Origin of the sequence: Synergistes jonesii, assembly GCF_000712295.1 — a bacterium.
In the GTDB taxonomy this organism is placed as follows: Bacteria; Synergistota; Synergistia; order Synergistales; family Synergistaceae; genus Synergistes; species Synergistes jonesii.
The window spans coordinates 1-18,239 of the sequence record NZ_JMKI01000036.1; the positions used below are offsets into that span (position 1 = coordinate 1).

16 protein-coding genes, 1 tRNA gene and 1 pseudogene are annotated in these 18,239 nt (G+C 54.5%); 7 read left to right on the forward strand and 11 right to left on the reverse strand.

Annotated elements, in window-relative coordinates; all coding sequences use genetic code 11:
- The 9 genes and pseudogenes from EH55_RS07980 to tadA all read right to left on the reverse strand — a co-directional run.
- Positions 1-805: pseudogene (locus tag EH55_RS07980) on the reverse strand (IS256 family transposase); the annotation flags it as partial.
- Positions 806-928: 123 nt separating this feature from the next.
- On the reverse strand, positions 929-1,717 hold the full coding sequence (locus EH55_RS07985) for an NAD(P)-binding domain-containing protein (RefSeq protein WP_037976564.1): 789 nt from the start codon (positions 1,715-1,717) through the stop codon (positions 929-931).
- A gap of 32 nt (positions 1,718-1,749) precedes the next feature.
- Positions 1,750-2,616, reverse strand: a complete 867-nt coding sequence (locus tag EH55_RS07990; RefSeq protein ID WP_037976566.1) for a MurR/RpiR family transcriptional regulator — start codon at positions 2,614-2,616, stop codon at positions 1,750-1,752.
- Positions 2,617-2,708: 92 nt separating this feature from the next.
- Positions 2,709-3,623 carry a glycyl-radical enzyme activating protein gene (locus EH55_RS07995; protein ID WP_037976569.1) on the reverse strand — a complete coding sequence of 305 codons (915 nt, stop codon included), beginning with the start codon at positions 3,621-3,623 and terminating at the stop codon, positions 2,709-2,711.
- Between the two features lie 10 nt (positions 3,624-3,633).
- Positions 3,634-6,009: a glycyl radical protein gene (locus EH55_RS08000; protein WP_037976571.1), complete on the reverse strand. Its 2,376-nt coding sequence runs from the start codon at positions 6,007-6,009 to the stop codon at positions 3,634-3,636.
- Between the two features lie 67 nt (positions 6,010-6,076).
- Positions 6,077-7,369, reverse strand: coding sequence for a TRAP transporter large permease (locus EH55_RS08005; protein ID WP_037976574.1), 1,293 nt, complete (start codon positions 7,367-7,369; stop codon positions 6,077-6,079).
- Complete coding sequence (locus EH55_RS08010; RefSeq protein ID WP_037976577.1) at positions 7,369-7,920, reverse strand: TRAP transporter small permease; 552 nt, start codon at positions 7,918-7,920, stop codon at positions 7,369-7,371. The genes EH55_RS08005 and EH55_RS08010 overlap by 1 nt, the downstream gene beginning before the upstream one ends.
- 77 nt (positions 7,921-7,997) lie before the next feature.
- A complete protein-coding gene (gene dctP / locus EH55_RS08015; RefSeq protein ID WP_037976579.1) occupies positions 7,998-9,053 on the reverse strand; it encodes a TRAP transporter substrate-binding protein DctP in 1,056 nt (351 codons plus the stop codon).
- A 706-nt stretch (positions 9,054-9,759) separates the two neighbouring features.
- The gene (gene tadA / locus EH55_RS08020) at positions 9,760-10,215 is read right to left on the reverse strand and encodes a tRNA adenosine(34) deaminase TadA (RefSeq protein WP_037976583.1); all 456 of its coding nucleotides are present in this window, start codon (positions 10,213-10,215) and stop codon (positions 9,760-9,762) included.
- 48 nt (positions 10,216-10,263) lie between these two features.
- Here tadA and EH55_RS08025 point away from each other — a divergent pair.
- Positions 10,264-10,340, forward strand: a tRNA-Arg gene (locus EH55_RS08025).
- A gap of 127 nt (positions 10,341-10,467) precedes the next feature.
- Here EH55_RS08025 and EH55_RS08030 read toward each other — a convergent pair.
- Complete coding sequence (locus tag EH55_RS08030) at positions 10,468-11,835, reverse strand: sodium:solute symporter family protein (RefSeq protein ID WP_037976584.1); 1,368 nt, start codon at positions 11,833-11,835, stop codon at positions 10,468-10,470.
- 159 nt (positions 11,836-11,994) lie between these two features.
- Between EH55_RS08030 and EH55_RS08035 the strand changes: the two genes are divergently transcribed.
- From EH55_RS08035 to radA, 6 genes are read left to right on the forward strand one after another with little or no spacing between them, the layout of a single operon-like run.
- The gene (locus EH55_RS08035) at positions 11,995-12,357 is read left to right on the forward strand and encodes a transcriptional regulator (RefSeq protein WP_037976587.1); all 363 of its coding nucleotides are present in this window, start codon (positions 11,995-11,997) and stop codon (positions 12,355-12,357) included.
- 3 nt (positions 12,358-12,360) lie between these two features.
- The gene (locus tag EH55_RS08040) at positions 12,361-12,792 is read left to right on the forward strand and encodes an ATP-binding protein (protein ID WP_037976589.1); all 432 of its coding nucleotides are present in this window, start codon (positions 12,361-12,363) and stop codon (positions 12,790-12,792) included.
- Between the two features lie 24 nt (positions 12,793-12,816).
- Positions 12,817-14,133 (forward strand): [Fe-Fe] hydrogenase large subunit C-terminal domain-containing protein, encoded by a 1,317-nt coding sequence (locus EH55_RS08045; RefSeq protein WP_037976591.1) that lies wholly within the window; start codon positions 12,817-12,819, stop codon positions 14,131-14,133.
- Positions 14,130-14,468: a DRTGG domain-containing protein gene (locus EH55_RS08050; RefSeq protein ID WP_037976594.1), complete on the forward strand. Its 339-nt coding sequence runs from the start codon at positions 14,130-14,132 to the stop codon at positions 14,466-14,468. The genes EH55_RS08045 and EH55_RS08050 overlap by 4 nt, the downstream gene beginning before the upstream one ends.
- 2 nt (positions 14,469-14,470) lie before the next feature.
- A complete protein-coding gene (locus EH55_RS08055) occupies positions 14,471-15,223 on the forward strand; it encodes a PHP domain-containing protein (RefSeq protein ID WP_051682757.1) in 753 nt (250 codons plus the stop codon).
- Between the two features lie 4 nt (positions 15,224-15,227).
- Positions 15,228-16,580, forward strand: a complete 1,353-nt coding sequence (radA, locus tag EH55_RS08060) for a DNA repair protein RadA (protein WP_037976596.1) — start codon at positions 15,228-15,230, stop codon at positions 16,578-16,580.
- 78 nt (positions 16,581-16,658) lie between these two features.
- Here radA and EH55_RS08065 read toward each other — a convergent pair whose 3' ends face one another.
- Positions 16,659-17,828 (reverse strand): pyridoxal phosphate-dependent aminotransferase, encoded by a 1,170-nt coding sequence (locus EH55_RS08065; RefSeq protein WP_037976862.1) that lies wholly within the window; start codon positions 17,826-17,828, stop codon positions 16,659-16,661.
- Positions 17,829-18,239: the final 411 nt, after the last annotated feature.

The following is an 18,239-nucleotide window of genomic DNA, read 5'->3' on the forward strand; positions in this document are numbered from 1 at the left end:
TAACGGATCTGATGGACGATGCAGCGCTGGACTTCGGCCTTGGGATATACGGCGCTTATCGCATCTGCAAAGCCTGTCAGGCGTCGACGGAGATAATGAAAATATCTTCGGTGCCGCGATTACGGATCTCGTTAAGGACACCGACCCAGTACTTGGCGCTCTCATTTCCGCCGACCCACAGGCCAAGGACTTCACGATGCCCGTCCAGTCTTGTCCCAATAGCAACATAAACGGCTTTCTTGACGGTTCGGCCGTCCTGCCTCACATTGAAATGCACGGCGTCCATAAAGACGACTGCATACTTTTTGGCCAGCGGCCGGTTCTGCCATTCTTTGGCAATCGGCAGAATTCGATCCGTCATTCGCGAAATCATTTCAGCAGAGGCATCCACACCGTAGATAGACTGCAGGTGAGCCGAGATATCCCGGGTCGTCATGCCTTTTGCATACATGGACAGGACCTGATCCTCTATATTTGAGATATCGGTCTGGTTCTTTTTGACTGACTGCGGTTCGAAGTCACCCTTGCGGTCTCTGGGGACGTCGATCGGGATATCTCCGGCCGAAGAGGTGACTGTTTTAGGGCTGTAGCCGTTGCGGCTGTCATCTGTATGCTTGTTCTTGTAGTCATATTTGCTGTAACCGAGATGGTCATCCATCTCGGCTTCCAGCATCTGCTGGATCGTATCTCCGAGAAGATCCCTCAGCATAGCCTGTACGTCCTGGGCGTCTTCCGGTTTGTAGTGGGAAAGGAGACTCTGAATAAGCGCTTTTCTTTCCGGTGTCAGTTTTCTCTGTCTTGCCATAAAAATATCCTCCTGGATTGAATTTATCTTAACACCAATCCAGGAGGCTTGCTTTCTTCTCTATGGAGTTTACACAGAATTTGTTATACTCTCTCGCGTGCAGCTCCGCGCCACGGCTTGACGTTATACCCCGTACTTATTGCCGATCTTATCGAGAGACAGCCTCCAAGGCTTATAGGCGTCGGCCGCCTTCATCTCGCCCCAGGCGAGCTCGTTCATACCGCTAGGGGTGGCGTTGGCCGACATGAAGGCGTCTATATCATCCGTGCAGTCCATGCGCATGAGCTTGGAAAGGGCCTCGTTCATGAAACAGGTGTAATCCATGGCCGATCTGAAATCCATCCCCCTGCTCATACACCAGCGGACGATTTCTCCAACCAAGCCGTAATAGGGGACCATTACGCCGGTGACGGCCGCCAGCACCTCAAGATCTTTCTCCCTTTCCACCTTGACGATCGCGCCTACGAGGGAGAGCAGGCTCTCGCTCAATCCGTCGTCGCCGAAGAGGACGACGGGGCCGATCCTGCGGGCCGCAAACGAAAGAGGCACGGCCCTGACCATAGCCTGCGCCGGAGAGAACCATGGCGCCGCCTGGGCGAGCTTTACGGCGGCGGCCAAATGAATGATATGATGCCGTCGCTCGAACTTCAGTCTGGGTGCGACCTTTTCAAGCGCCGTCGGCACTATCGCTGGAACTATTACCTGCGCATTGTCTACGACCTCTTGGTCCGAAGAGACGACAACTATACGATCCGGGTAGTCCGCCTTCACCGCCTCGGTCTTCTCGGTGTGGTGGTCGTAGACATAGACCATGCCCTTGAAGCCGTCGGACGAACAAAGCCCACGCGTCAGCGCTGAAGCTATGCCGCCGCAGCCGATGAATCCCACATCTGCTTTTACACTGTCGTTCATAATTGCACCTCCGTTTTTCACGCTGTCAAGCGCTACAGCTGCTTGACGAAATTATAGTCTTTGTAGACGAACATATCGGTGGTGAGTATATCCTTCTCATACTTCTCAAGCATCCCCCTTATCCGATCCGAATGCTTCCTGTACATGGCGACCATAAGGGAATGTATAAGCGCCATCGCAGAGGCGCTGGCATCGGCGAGGATTATGTACTTCTGCGGCGTCAGCAGCGTATACTTTGCGAAGGGTACGATAGGAGACAATTTGCTGTCGGTCATCCCTATAACGGGGACTTTTTTCTCCGAGAGCATCTCCGTTATCGTCTGTACCTCCTGCGAATAGCGCGGATAGCTGAAGACTAGCGCGCATGATTTTTGCCCGGCGTTCCTCAGCAGAGAGAGAAATTCCATGTCCCTCTGGCTGACGACGCGAACGTTGTCGCGGAAACCGCACATGAAGTTGCCCGCGTAGAAGGCCAGAAAATTATGTATCGGGCCGCCCACGAGCATCACCTGATCTGCCTCAAAAAGCATCTCCGCGGATTTTTCAAAAATTTCCTGCTCCATGTTTTCCAAGGCCTCCCGCATGAGCTCCATCTCCAGATCAAAAACCTTTTGGTAGACGGAGTTATTTGAATCGAGATAAGGCTCCTGGCGGAATTTCATTTCTTGATTCCTCAGCGTTTCCTTGCGCAGCTCGGTGTGAAAATCGGCGAAGCTCTCAAACCCCAGCGTATGGACGAAGCGCGTGAGAGTGGCTTTGCTCACCCCGGCGCGGCCGGCTATCTGCGGCGCGTTCATCATCGCCGCCTCGAAGATATTGTCTACGATGAATTTACCCAACAAGTTTTGCTTCTTGCTGAGAGTTTCAGAGATGGAGAGGATTCTTTCGCTGATGCTCATCTTTTCCTGGCTCCTTTGGCTTTAAGTTGTCGCATTGCTGAACTTAAATTTTAAAGGCCGGAAACATCAAAGTCAACGAACTGCGCTGCCTCTTAATACGCGATCTTCAGCTGCACCCCGTTCAGCTTTTCGAGGGGGTATATTTTGTTTTCCATATCGCTGCGCGACGGCGGCGTCAATTCGGGAAAGGGGACCGGACGCCCTAAATTTTTGTAGGTTTCGATCCCCAGCCTGTGATACGGCAGGACCTCAACGACGGAAAGGTTTTTCAGCCCCGAGCAGAATTCCGCCATCGCTTCGTAATTCTCAACATTGTCGTTTACCGTTGGGACGAAAGGGACTCTCAACGTGATATTGGTCGTGCCGGCCGCGTCTATTTTCCTTATATTTTCGAGAATGATTTTATTCTCAGCGCCTGTATAGCGAAGATGCTTCTGCGCGTCCATCATCTTTAAGTCTATAAAGATATTCGGAAGATAATCAAGCAGCGGCCTTATCGTCCTCCACTCAGCGAAGGCGCAGGTTTCGATCGTCCTGTCTATTCCCAGGTCGGCCGAGCCCTTCAGCACGGCAAGCGCAAATTCCGGCTGCATCAGCACCTCGCCACCGCTCAGCGTGACTCCTCCGCCGTGGTGGAAAAAGATGTCGTCTCTGGCTATCTCTTCTACCAGTTCGTCGGAGGAGAAGTCCCTGCCGTAGAGCCGCACCGCGTCGTGCTGGCAGATCTGCACGCATCTGCGGCAGCCGCTGCACCCGCCGCCAGAGGAGATCGTTCCGCGCTCCGCGTCGCAGAGTATCTGCCCCTCGGGGCAGACACTCTCGCATTGTCGGCAGAATCTGCACAGAGAACGGACGAACCCCACCTCGAAATAGACGCTCTGTGACTCAGGCGTCGAACACCATTCGCAGGAGAGGGGGCAACCCTTGAAAAAGACGACAGTTCTCAAGCCATGGCCGTCTTTATTCGACGAGCGTTCAATGCGCAGTATCCTGCCCTTGACTGCCATATTTTTGTCCTTACTCCATTTCCGTGATCATCGTTCTTGAAATAATGTCGTCCTGGACATTCTTGTCAAGTTCCACGAAGAATGCTGTGTATCCGGCAACCCTTACAAGCAGCCCCTTGTAATTTTCAGGGTGCTCCTGCGCGTCAAGCAGCTTCTTTTGATCGACGACGTTGAACTGCACGTGGAAGACGCCCAGCGAGCAGAGCCCTTTGAGCAGGCTCATCATAGCCGCCATTCCTTCGCTGCTCTTGAGGAAATCCGGCATAATCTTCATATTGAGCAATGTGCCCTGCATGAACCTGTCGTGCGGAATGTTTGATATCGACTTTAAGATCGCCGTCGGTCCCTCCATATCAGTGCCGCACATCGGGCTCAGGCCGTCGCTGAGCGGCTTCCACGCCACGCGTCCCGACGGCAGCGCGCCGACTTCGAGGCCGAAAGGCGTATTGCCCGAGACTGGAAGTATGCCGGGGCTCATCGTCCCCATATGGCTTCTGTAGCTTTCGATCTCGTCCGCGATAAAGGTGAAGAGCTCGGCCCCCATTTTGTCGACCCATTTGATATCGTTGCCGTATTTTGGCGCATCAAGGCATAGCTTGCGGATTTCCGGCTCATTTTCAAAGTTGTCGGCGAGCGCGGTCAGCAGCTTCTCCATTGTTATCTTCTTCTGTTCGAAGACAAGAGTCTTCACTGCGGCCAGGCTGTTGATCAGGTCTGCGACTCCAATCATGTCGATCCCGTTGCCGACGTGATATTTTGCTCCGCCGTCCGTATAGTCGACCGCGTTTTCAACGCACTCGCGGTGCGTCAACGAAAGCGTTGGCACGGGGCGCTTCTTGCTGATAAAATCGCAGATATGGCTAGCTTTGACAAGACACTTGATGCCGTAGCAGATCTGCTTCTTGACCGCTGCTTCGAATTCCTCATACGAAGAGAAATCCGTGGGATCCCCCGTTTCAATCGAGATGAGCCTGCCGTATTTGCGGGAGACGCCGTTCAGCAACGTGAGCTCCACCATCTCGCCGAGGTTCAGGTCGGCGAAGGCCGTGAAGCCGCACATCTTACCCTCGAGGTTCGTCTCTACGCAGCCGCAGGGGTTCCAGTTATAGGCCTCGCGAAGCGGCACTCCCTTGTTCATCATCATCTGGGTGCCGACCTCGTCGCAGTGGAACGCTGGGAAGCCCGTACCGAGGCTTATGAGTTCTACGATCTTCTTTAAGAAACTGTTGGGATTCTTGGACATGCTGTAACGGACGGAGAGCGACGGTTGGTAGAGCTGGACGTCCATCGTTGCCTGCAGCAACATATAGGAGACTCCATTCACTGCGTCGCTTCCGGTATGATCTATGCCGCCCGCGCAGATATTCTGAAACATCGGGTATCCGGCTGAGAACTGAGCCGAGACGTAATCCTGGAAAAGGCAGGGCTCCGAGAGCTTGACCCAGAGGCAGTCAAGTAGCTCCTGCGCCTCGTCCTGGGTTATGCGTCCGGCCTCGAGATCCGCCTTATAGAAAGGATAGAGATACTGGTCCATCCTACCCATGTTATAGCTGGCCGCGTTTTGCTCCATGATTATCACGATGTGGTAAAGGTAGGCTGACTGCACGCCTTCATGGAAGGTCTCAGCTGGATGCTCGGGAACCTTGGCGCAGATCTTTGATATCTTCAGCAGCTCTTCCTTACGGCGCGGATCCTCTTCTATTACAGCAAGGCGAAGCGCTTCTTCCGAATAGCGCCTTGCAAGCGCCACCACGCCATTGGCCGAAGCCAGCAGCGCCTTGTAATAGATGATCTTCTCGTAATCTCCAGGTACCGCGATGTCGAGCTTCTCCATCTTTTTTAAGATACGTTCGCGCACTGCGGCTATCCCTTCGTTGATGACGTCGGTGTATCCTGCCGTCACCTCGCCCCAGCCTCTGACGAACTTTCTGTCGGTGAACACCGCCCCGCACTCCTTGAGCTTCTTCACATCCTCTGGGACCTGAGCCACCCAGTTTTCATAGATGGATTTGCCCTTCCAGAAAGGTTTTATCACTTCTCTGAACAGTTTCTTTTCCTCTTCCGAAATATAAAAGGGATCGTAGCGTCTGGTGCTGATCGTCTCCAATTCGTTATCTAAGACTGACCAGCAGCTGTCGGCGGAGACGATGCCGCCGCGTATCTTGCTGCCCGAACAGCCGACTATCAGCTCCTGCGGCCAGATGGTGACGCTCTTGTGCTCGCACTGATACTGGACGCCCTTTGCCTTTTGGAGGACAAGAGGCAGCCCCTCCGTCTCTTTGAAGCTCTCCGTAAGCAGCTTTGCGCACTCAAGGTCTACCTCCGGGCGGGTGTTCAACACTCTTTCCTTAAGGAAATCGATTCTTTTCATGTAATCTTTTTGCATATGGATTACCTCCCTGTGTTGTCAGATGTCTATCTGTTTACCAAATAAATGACATTTAATGAACCAATTATCCCAATATCAGCTTCGGAAGCCACAGTGCAAGGTCGGGGAAATATGTGACGGCTATCAGAGTAGGCAGCCAGCAGGTGACGAGCAGGATTATGTCGGTCTTGAGCATCCCCGAAAGCGGAGTCTTAGTCACTTGGATGCCGAAGTAAAGGGCCGGGGCCGTCGGCGGTGTCAGGAGCCCGATAGCTACGTTTACACCCATGATTGCAGCAAAGTGTATGGGGTCCACACCGAAACTCTGGACGACGGGAAGAAGGATCGGAGTGCCTAGGAGCAGGCAGCTCGTGTCGTCCATTATCATTCCCATTATCAGCACCACTATATTTACACCTAACAGAATTACATTCTTGTTGTTTGAGAAGCTTCTTAAGAAGTCCGCGATCAGACCGGGCATATCTTCCATGATGTAGATACGGCTGAGCATCATTACGCAGAAAATCATCACCATAATCACACCTGTGGTGGAGGCGGTCTCGACAAAGGTCTCGTACAGCTTTCTGAGCGTTAATTTTTTGTAGACGAAGAATCCTATGGGGATGGAGTAGATTATCGCGACAGCGGCTGCTTCGGTAGGCGTAAATGTGCCGCTGTAGATTCCTCCGAGGACGATGACGGGCATAAGGATCGCGGGAAGTGCCGAGAACGTGTCGTCTCTTGCCGCAGCCAGGAATTCTCTGGGCGGCATCTTCGCGCGTACCTTGATATTAGGGTCTTTTCTCAATACTATCAGGCTCACGACCGAGAGCAGGAGCACAAGCAGCAGCCCCGGACCGACTGTGGCGAGGAAACACGCAAGAAGCGGCTGTCTGCCGGCCCATGAATAAAGGATCATGTGGGCGCTCGGCGGTATGAGCAGCCCGAGAGGACAGGCGCATGTGATCAAGGTCGCGACGTAGTCCCTCGGATATCCGGCCTCCTCAAACCTCGGCATCATAATGCTGCTGATACACGAAAGCGTCGCCAGGCTGCTGCCGGCGATGGAGCCGAAGGCTGCGCAGGCCACGACCGCGACGACCGCAAGGCCGCCCTTTATACGGCCGACAAATATCCCGACAAAATTGACGAGTGACTTGCCAATGCCGCTCTTTTCCATAACAAGGCCGACGGCGATAAAAAGCGGGACGCAAAGCAGTACTAATGAGTTGCAGACGCTGTATCCGTACTTCATAAGAAAACTGCTTTCGTAGCCGCCGGCATGAATCATGAAAAGGGCGGAGAGGACAAAAACGTACGGCAGGTATATCCCGCTCAGAAGACCTAAAATAATTATTCCAACCGCGACTATAAGCATCAGCGTTCTCCTCCCACCATACCCAGGCCATCGTCGCCATTGTTTTCATAGATGTCCTCTAACAGCTGAACGACAACGTAAAAAGCCATAAGCACAAATCCAACGGTCACGGCGCACATGGACGTAATGAGAGGGATTCCCCAAGCGGATGTGGTAGGCCATATATTTATACCGTTGATGATATATGCAATCGAAAGCCTCATGGTCTCCAAAGCGACAAGCACTTGGACGACGTCGGCAAATATCCTCAGAATTCTTTGTCCGCGAAGCGGCAGCATCCTCTCAAGAAGGTCCACTTTGACGTGCTCGCGCTTTTCCATGGCATAAGAACTGCCGATAAAATACATCCAGAACGCGGATATCATTACGATTTCATCAAACCCGAAGAGGTCGACTCTGAGGATGTATCTGCAGACGACTACGAGTCCGAGAATAGTCACCATCGCGCATGTAGTTATAAAAAGTATATATTCCTGTATACGGAGCAGTAACTGCCAGGGGCTTGATCTCTTTAACTGCATCAGACGGTAAACAATCTCTTCGCTACTCATGATATTTCCTCCATAACCTTTTAATCCGCCTGGCCCATACTTCTGAAATGGCATAGGCCAGGCAAAAATCATCTCGCTTATTTTTTCCCCGATAGTACCTTCTTCTGGTTTGCAACTACGGCGTCTTCAAGAACCTTCAGTGTATCCTTGCCATAAGTGTCCGCGTATTTTGGCCAGACATTGGCGCGTATCTCGGCGCTACGTTTGATGGCTTCTTCGCTTGAGTACCTGATAACCTTTACGCCATGCTTCTCAAGTTCATCCTCGTACTTCTTTTCAGTTCCTCTAGCGACGGGCAGCCATTTTTTTATCTGGAAGGCGATGCAGTCCTGCACGATCTTCTGATTTTTGGGGCCGAACGATTCCCACAGCTTTTTGTTTATTATGAGCCAGCCGGGGGTTGACCCCATGTTGTTCGCATCAAAACATTTGATCATATCGCGGGCCTGCAGGTAGGCGTCCTCTGCAGGTATATTCGAAGCGCCGTCTATCTGTCCTGTCTGCAGCGCGCTGAAAACTTCAGAGTAATCCATCGTCACGGTGTTGTACCCCATTGCGGTCGCCATATCGCGGACAGAGGGCATTGCGGGGACTCTTAGAGAGATATTTTTTTTCAGATTGTCCTTGGGATTTTTGGGGACTTTGGAAAGGATGAATCCTATGCGAGGGTCAAGCCATCCGCCGAGGCTTACAAATCCAGCCTCATTTGAATATGTTTCGATGATTTTGCAGAAAGGCGACTTAGGGTCGAGAAACATAAGTTCGTACTCTGGAAAACCCGTGGTGCACAACCCCGGGAGGTTTCCGATATCGAGCTTCGGGTGATATCTTTTAGTGAGCCACGTGAAAGACGCGTCTATCGTTCCCGCACGGACTTCTTCAATTGAATCTTCATAAATGCAGAGCTGCCCCGAAGGGAATACTTTGAAATCGATTTCCCCATCCGTTTTTTCCTTTATCATCTTTACCAGGTCGACGAGCGCTTTGCTTGTATAGCTATCTGAGGGATATGGCGCGTAAAATTTCAGCTTCCTGGCGGCGTGGGCCGCGTTTTCACTTATGATTATCGCTAAAGCGGCTATCATCACTATGCTGCAGACACAAATAACCTTTTTGATATTATTGATGTTCATCGTACATAAAACCTCCGTCTTTATTTTTTAACCTGACAAAAACATGTAACCACAGCTACGGCGCTGGATAGCGACGACAGGACAACTCCCTCCTCTTCAATAATATATTTTTAGCCGTATTTCCTTGCACTCTTAGATTAACATAAAGAAACAATAATTTCAAGAGCATTTTGGTAATTTGATATTATTATTGATATTCATCATACATACGGACCTCCGTCCTTACTTTTTTAACCCCAGATAAATGAGCGTAACACAGCTGTAGTGCTGAATTCTTAAGGCAGGATACCTCTCCTCTTCGATATATTTTTAGTCATATTTCCTTCCCTTTTAGGGTAACATAAAGAAACAATAATTTCAAGTATATTTTGGAAAAAATATTTGGAGTCCCGCGGGGGGTTGAGCGGGGAAAAAATGCGCTCCGCGCGCCGTTCACGCAGAGTGTGTGTAATTACTGAAAATACCGGGGCGAGGCTGCGAAAGAAGCCGTATTGAAGACGGAACTTCATAGCTTTGCGGCGTGCGCAGGTTTTGCGAAAGATTTTGAACTCGGCTAGGGCGAACTGATAGCGACGATATGTCCGCTTTTCTAAAAATATTTTATCTGAGGATTTCGTACTCGGCTAACCCTCCGGCGCGACGGCAGACTCGGTAAGCGGCGCGGCAAATCAGAGCAGCGCCGAGCCTAACGGAGCGGAGAAGAATGTCAGCGCGTTTTTCTCCTGGCCTCGAAAAATTTCCGCAGCAGTTCCGCGCATTCAGCGGCGAGCACGCCGCCAGTCACTTCGCATCTGTGGCTCATGCGCGGGTCGTGCGGGATCTCGTAGAGCGACGCGCAGCCTCCGGCCTTCGGATCCTCCGCGCCGAAGACGATCCTTCCGACGCGGCACTGCACGAGGGCGCCTGAACACATCACGCACGGCTCGAGCGTGACGTAGATGTGGCAGTCGTCGAAGCGCCAAGAATTTATTTTTTTTGCCGCGTCGGAAAGCGCGTTGAGTTCGGCGTGCCCGAGCGGAGAATTGCCCAGCGAGCGAGTGTTGTGCCCGCGCCCGATTATCCTGTCGCCGCACGCGACGACCGCGCCGACGGGAATCTCGCCACAGCTAAGCGCGAGACGAGCCTCCGCAAGCGCTTCTCTCATATAGAAAGCGTCGTCCATCTGTGGCGCCCTCCTTTATCTTGTGCTATACTTTACCACGATTCAAGCGTGCCTGTAGCTCAGCTGGACAGAGTGCCGCCCTCCGGAGGCGAAGGTCAAGAGTTCGAATCTCTTCAGGCACGCCAGTTATACTAAAAGAATGTGGGGCCATTTAGTAAGCTTCTCGTTTTCGTTTCGCACAGATCGTGTGTGGCGGCAACCACGCAATGTCGGTATTTCGATGCTTCTTTGCTGTGTACTGCCATGTTTGCTTCATTTTCTTTTATTTTTAGCATGAAACAGACCGGTGCCTACGCAGAGCGACGACAGCGCGAGACCTGCGAAGAGCGGGTCGGAGGGAAGTCGCAGCGCAGCCCACAGCAACATCGCGGCCAGCCCGCCGGCGCTCGACGCGAGCGCCCACGACGGCGGAAGCGCGCCTGGCCTCAGTATCGCGACTATCAGAGGAAGGAATGTGCCAGAGCCGCGCAGTCCCATGCTCACAAAGCTCCATTCAAGAATCATGCTGCCGGCTCCGCCGATCGCACAGAACGCGGCTATAGATATCATCGCCGTGACGAGCAGCTGTTCGACGCGGCCGCCGCCTTCATATTTCCGCTTTACCGTTGCTGGAATGAAATTTTTCGAAATATTCGTCGCAACTCCGAGTATCAGCCCGGCAGCGCAGCCTATGACGGTGATGAGTATGCCACCCCATATCAGGCCGCCTACGAGCGGCGGGAAGTTGTTCGCGATGAACCATGAGAGCGCCTTATCGGGAGATACGTCGACGCCGGACGCGCGCATCGTTAGCCCTATCCAGCAGCCGAGAAGCCCCATCTGCGGCATCAGCAGCGCCGAAGTGAAGGCTCCTGCGCGCGCGCTGCGTATGTCTTTTGCCGCCGCTATTGATTGAAGGTATATCTGCGTTGTGAAGACGCCGACGATCATCGACGCCAGGCATCCGACCTCGGGGAAGAAACCGCGCCCGAATACGTTGAACCACGGCTGAAATGACAAATCGACGAACGGGGCCGCGCCGTTGCGGAAGGCGGCGGCAGCGGCGCATGTTACGAGCACGACGCAGAGTATGATTATTTTTGCCTCGCCTAGAGCTGCAAAGCTTTTTATGCCGCCGGACGCGATGAAGCCCCATATCGAAAGGGCCGCGACGAGTGCCGCGAGCCACGCGGGGATCGGAACGACGCCGCGTATCAGGGCGATGCACGATAAAAATTGTGCGCATACGGATATGAAGGTCCCGAGCGACGACGATACGGTGGCGGCGAGCGCTATCGCTTTGCCGCGATCGCCGTAGCTTTTTTCAAGGTAGTCGGCGACGGTCGTTATCTCCGACGCGCGCAGCTGCGACGCGAAGCGCAGTCCGAGCATAAGGCAGCCTATCCCGCCGCCGAGAGTGAACCACCACGCGGTCATCCCATAGCCGTAAGCCATCTGCACCGTTCCGACCGTCGACGCCCCTCCTACGAGCGCGCCGAGCAGTATGCCGGTCACGCCGGCCGCTCCGGCTTTTCTGCCGCCGAGGCTGTAGTCTTTTTTCCCGCCGCGCCCGCCGACGACGACGCCCGCTGCTATGAAGAGTGCGAGCAGCGCGAACGCGGAAAAATAAAATAAAAGCATCGAAGTCACTCCTCGTTGAATTTCCTGAATATATTACAACATTTTGCAGAAAATGGTGACTGTTTTGCGCACTTGTTTTTCTTACCGCTCTTTGTTATTCTTTACACAATATATTTGCGCAATGATACGCGGCAAAAAGTTTTCTGGGGGGCATGGAAAATGAATTTGCAGGAAATGGCGTCACTGCTTGACGCAAAGAATATTTCGACGGAATTTGACCTCGGCGGCATAGAGGTGAATCACGCTTACGCTTGCGACCTTATGAGCGACGTTCTCGCCTTCTGTACGCCGGGGACTCTTCTTCTGACAGGGCTGACTAATGTCCAGATCGTGCGCACGGCGCAGATGCTCGACATTCCCGCGGTGATTTTCGTGCGCGGCAAAGTCCCTCTTGAAGAGACGCTTCAGCTCGCAAAAGACAACGACATTCCCATTCTGGTCACTAAGCACACGATGTTCGAGGCGTGCGGCATTCTCTATGAAAATGGCATGAAGCCTATAGTGCGGGATCCGGAGATTTAACAGATGGGCGCCCCTGTCTGTCTCGAATACAGAATTGAGGGGAACGATTTTATGGTTGCGGGCGCGGCCTCCAATAATATTAAAAATACCCTCAAGATGTTGGGAATACCTTCCGATGTGTGCAGGCGCGTTGCCGTCATTACCTACGAGGCGGAGATCAACCTTGTCATTCACGGCGGAGGGGGAATTTTAAAAGCTGAGATCACCGAGGACCGCGTCGAAATTTTGGTCGAGGACGAGGGGCCCGGCATCGCGGATATCGAAAAGGCGATGACCGAGGGCTACAGCACGGCGACCGAACAGGCGCGGGAAATGGGTTTTGGAGCCGGAATGGGGCTTCCAAATATAAAAAGGAACAGCGACATCTTCAAAATAGAATCGGAAGTGGGAAGAGGAACGACGCTTAACTGCACGGTCTTTTTCAACAAAAAATAACATAAGCAGAAGGGAGTGAGCCCGATGCTCCACAGCGTAAGAATTTCAAGAGAGGCGTGCCAGGGGTGCGTAAACTGCATCAAGGTATGCCCGGTTGAAGCCATCAGAGTCGTCGACGGAGAAATAAGTATAATCAGCGAGCTTTGCATCGACTGCGGCGAGTGTCTGCGCTCGTGCCACAGGCAGGCTCTCGGCATAGAGGAGGACGACTGGAACAAAATAAAGGAATCTCCTCGCATTACCCTTATTCCCGACCCTGTCTTTTTTTCGCAGTTCAGCCACTATATGAATCCCTCCGCGCTTGAGGACGTGATGTCTTCCTTCGGCTACGACATGCTAATCGACGAAATGGAAGAAGCGTTTGACTTAAGCGCCTATGCCTGCGCGCAGATGATCTCGCACGCGTCGAAATCGTCGCTGCCGTTCATCTCGTGCTACTGTCCGTCCGTGCTGCGGTTGATTCAGTCGCGCTTTCCGGAGCTGCTCTCGCGCGTCGTGCACGTATGCTCGCCGCTTGAGCTCGGCGCCGACCTGTGGCGCATGAGGACCGACAGCAGCATTCCAGTGACGCTCCTTTCTCCCTGTCCCTCAAAGATCACGATGATAAAAGAGCCGCAGGGACGCGAGCGTTCGCCGATAGACAACGCGGTCACCGTGCGCCGCGTCGCGCGCAGCATAATGGCAAGCAACGCGGCTCCGTCGCCGGACGCGCAGCTTAAGGAACGCTCGAACCGCTGGCTGCAGTGGGCGAGGCGCGGCGGAGAGGTGCGGCACCTCCAGGCCTTCTCCGACAGGAAGCTGACTGTGCTCGCCGTCTCGGGGTTGCGTAATACGCTCGACGTCCTGCAGGAGCTTGAGCTCGGGCGCCTGCGCTCAGTCGATTTTATAGAATGCAGAATCTGCGACACGGGCTGTGTCGGAGGCATCGGCACGGCGGATTCGCGCTTCCTCGCGAATCTGAGGATCGGCAATATCAAAACCGACTGGAATGTCACAGAAAGCGACATACGCCGCGTCGAGGGTCTCTACGCGATGGACTTCTGGGCGACTACCAAGGAGTACCTGCCGCGTCCGCAGCTGCCGCTCTCTGACAACATAGCGGACGCGATGGTCAAGCTGCAGCAGATGAAAGAAGTTTATTCCTGCCTGCCGCACATCGACTGCGGCTCCTGCGGTCGCCCCTCGTGCCAGGCGATGGCCGAGGAGATCGTGCGAGGGCACGGCTCGGTCACCGATTGTATTTTCAAACTGCGCGAAGGCATAGCGACTCTTGCGAACAAGATAGTCGTGCTCTCTGAATCGCAGCCGCAGACTCTGAAGAGAAGGAGCGGATCGAATTGACGATAAAGGAAATTTGCACCCTCCTCGGCGGCGAAGTTCTGTGCGCCGGAGAGGGAAACCGAGAGATCGCCGGAGCTATAGCCGGAGACCTTCTGAGCTTCATAATGGGGACCGCGAAAGAGGGCTATTTGTGGATAACGATACAGGCGCATCTGAACGTCGCGGCAGTCGCAGTACTTAAAGATCTGCCTCTCATCATCTTGGCGTCGGGACGCAGGGCGCCTGACGATTTGATCGAGCGCTGCAACGCGGAAAAGATAACGCTGCTTAGCGTGCCTCAGAGCGTCTACGAAGTTTGCGCCGAGCTCGCGCTGCATGGGCTGAAGGGGCAATAATTTTGCTGAGGCCTTTCTGGGTCGACCTCCACGTCCACACGCTGCTGTCGCCGTGCGGCGAGCTGGAAATGGGGGCGCCCGAAATAGCCGAAAAGGCACGCGAGGCCGGGCTCGATATAATAGGCATAGCCGACCACAACAGCTGCGAGAATTTTCCCGGCGTCAGCGAGGCCGCGAAAGGAAACCCCGTCGTGCTGCCGTGCATCGAGACGCAGAGCGCGGAGGATATCCACATACTCTGCGTCTTTCCGAATTACGACACGGCGCTTGCCTATAAAGAATGGCTGTGGAAGAGGATCAGGCCGATCCCAAACGACGTCGATACCTTCGGCTACCAGATCGTAGTAGACGCTTGCAACAACATCGTTAAGGAAGAGGAGACTCTTTTGATACAGGGCGCGGGCTACGAAGTCGACCAGATCGTCGCGAAGGTGCACGAAGTCGGCGCGCTGGCTATACTTGCGCACGTGGACCGTCCGGCCTTTTCATATCCGGCCGCGCTTGGGCCCATGCCGGCGGATTATCCCGCCGACGCTTTCGAGCTTTCGCGCCGCCTAAACTACGAAGAGGCCCAGAAGTGGCGCGAGCGCTACCCGGCCCCGCGCGCCTTCATACGCTCGTCGGATTCTCATTCGCTCGACACGCTTTCACGCGCCAACTGCACGAAGATGACGCTCGCAGAACCTACCTTCGAGGAAATAAGAAAAGCGCTGCGCGGCGAGGAGGGCAGGCGTATATCATGGCCGTGGGGTTAGCGTGATGGCTAAAAAAGAAATCACCACATACAAATGCTCCGAATGCGGATATAGAAGTATGTCGCCGATCGGGCGCTGCCCCAAGTGCGGCGCGTGGGGCTCTATGGAAGAGGACGTTTCCGTACGGATCGCGAAGGAGGGCATCGTCGCTTCCGTAAAGACGGCCGTGCCGATCTCAGGGCTCGAGGCCGAGGAGCAGGAGAGAATCCCCTCCGGCATCGAAGAACTCGACCGCGTGCTCGGCGGCGGCTGGGTGCAGGGCGGCGTGACATTATTGGGCGGCGAGCCGGGCGTTGGAAAATCGACGCTGCTGCTTCAAGTCTGCGCCGAGATGGCGAAGCGCGGCAGCCGTGTGCTCTACATCTCCGGCGAAGAATCTTCTGGTCAGCTCGCGCTGCGCGGCCGGCGTCTCGGCCTGATGACGCAGGGGCTCGACCTTCTGTGCGAGAGCGACCTGCCGTCGTCGCTCGCCGCGGCGGAGAAGCATGGATACAAATTCGTCGTGATCGACAGCGTTCAGGCTTTCCGCGCCGACAGCGAGGGCGGCTGGGCCGGCTCGCCGAACCAGGTGAAGGGAGTGGCGTCGATGGCCGTCGAAACGGCGAAACGCTGCGGCATCCCCACCGTGCTCGTCGGGCATATCACGAAGCAGGGGCAGATAGCGGGCCCGAAGCTGCTCGAACATATGGTGGACGTCGTGCTGCTCTTCTCAGGAGAACAGAATTCGCCGAACCGCCTGCTGCGCGCGGAGAAGAATCGCTACGGCAGCACGGAGGAGCTGGGAATATTTGAAATGTCGGAGCGCGGCCTCACAGCCGTGAGCGACCCGAGCCGCCTCTACTGGAACGGCACGGACCTTGGCAGCTCGGGCGTCGCGATCGCCGCGGCGCTCGAAGGGTCGCGCGCTCTTGCGGCCGAGATACAGGCTCTAGCCTGCCCGACTCCCTTTCCATATCCCAGGCGCACGGCGCGCGGCATAGACATAAGCCGCCTGCAGTTGTTGCTTGCTGTGCTGGAACGCCGCTGCGGGATCTCGTCGCGTACGAGCGATATATATTTGAACGTCGCGGGAGGGCTGACTCTGAAAGATCCGGCGGCCGACCTCGGCATCTGCGCGTCGCTCGCGTCGGCGGCGACGGACTTAGAGCTGCCCTCCGACGTCTGCTTCATCGGCGAGGTCGGACTGGCGGGAGAGGTGCGTCCCGCCGGGCGCACGAATATGAGGATAAAGGAGGCGGAGCGCCTCGGCTTCAAGAGGGCCGTGATAAGCCGCCGCACGCCTAAGGAAGCATACCCGATAGAAACGCTGAAGATTTCCGCGCTGAAGGAGATAGTCGATCTTTTCCTCAAACGCTGAGTTTTGCGATGAGAGCGTAGTGGAGGCGCCGGCATAAAAGGGCGCGCGGATGCTGGCGCGCCTCTTGTGTGAAGGGTTTTATTTTTTCAAGCTCTCCATGAATTCCCTCATCCTCGTCATGCCGGCCTTGATGTTTTCCATCGAACAGGCGTAGGAGAGGCGAAGGAAGCCCGGCGCGAAGAACGCGCTTCCCGGGACGGCCGCGACATATTTTTTGTCGAGGAGCTCGGCGCAGAATTTCATATCGTCGGGAATCGGGCAGCCGCGTATGTCCGCGAAAACGTAGAAAGCTCCTTCCGGCTCCTTTACCTTCACGTAAGGCATGTCGCGCAGCATGTCGACTATCACGCGGCGGCGCTTTTCGAACTCGGCGCGCATCTTCTCGGCGTCGCCGTTTGCGTTCTTCAGCGCGCCGAGCGCGGCCCACTGCGCTATCGAGCACGCGTTCGACGTCAGGTGGGTCTGCAGCGCGTTCGTCTTTGAGATTATTTCCTTAGGGCCGATCGCGTAGCCTATCCTCCAGCCCGTCATCGCGTAGGTCTTGCTCGCGCTGTTTATCAGAATTACGCGCTCCTTAGCCTCGGGTGCGGCGTTCAGTATGTTCACGTGCTTTGCCGGCGCGTAGGCGAGGCGTTCGTATACTTCGTCGAAGATAATCCAGAGGTCCTTTTCGCGCGCTACGTCTGCGATCATCTTCAAAATTTCCGCGGGATAGATCGCGCCTGTCGGGTTCGACGGCGAGTTGACCACTATGCCGACCGTCTTTTCCCCGATTGCGGCGAGCAGGTTTCCCTTAGTCGGCAGGAAATTCGTCGATATCGTGTCGACGACCTTTTCTCTTCCTCCGGCCATATGTATCTGTTCGACGTAGCTGACCCACGCCGGGGCAAAGAGTATGACTTCGTCGCCGTCGTCGACGAGCGCCTGCATCGCCTCGTAGAGCACGGGTTTAGCTCCCGGCGCGACTATCACCTGATTCGGAGCGTAGTCGAGGTCGAAACGCTTCTTATAATAGCTGCAGACCTCGGCGCGCAGCTCGGCTATGCCGGCGGTCGGCGTGTAATGGGATTCTCCGCGCTTGATCGCTTCGATCGCAGCCTCGTTTGCCGCGTCAGGCGAGCCGAAGTCAGGCTCTCCGGCGCCGAAGGAGAGGACCGGTTTGCCCTCGGCCTTCATTGCCTTTGCCATATCCGAGATGCTCATAGTCGCGGACGGTTTGATGTTAAGTATTTTTTTTGAAAACTTCATCTCTATGCCTCCGTTCACATCGCTGCGGTTTTTCGCATAAATATAAAAATGTTGGGACATTATAATACAACGCCTTAAGTTTGTAAAATCCGAATTTAAGCGCCGTGGAGAATGAAAAATGGGTTTGGCTCCGGCGTGGCGATTTTGGCCGGCCCGCTTAGAAAGTTTCAGCTTTAAACGAACGTCGTTGACATTTAGATGAATAAGTGGAATATTGTCCTTACCACGCCGAAAACGGCCGCTGTGACTGGCAGGAGTTTCAGAGCGCGAAGGACGGAGCTCATGCGTGATTGAGTAAAGCAGCGTTCGTTGACTTTGAGCCGGCTCAAACTGTTAAAATGTTTTAAAGCTAGCGGCAGCGCGGTATATACAGTAGGTGCTGCGATGAAAATTTTATCGGGCGCAGTGCTT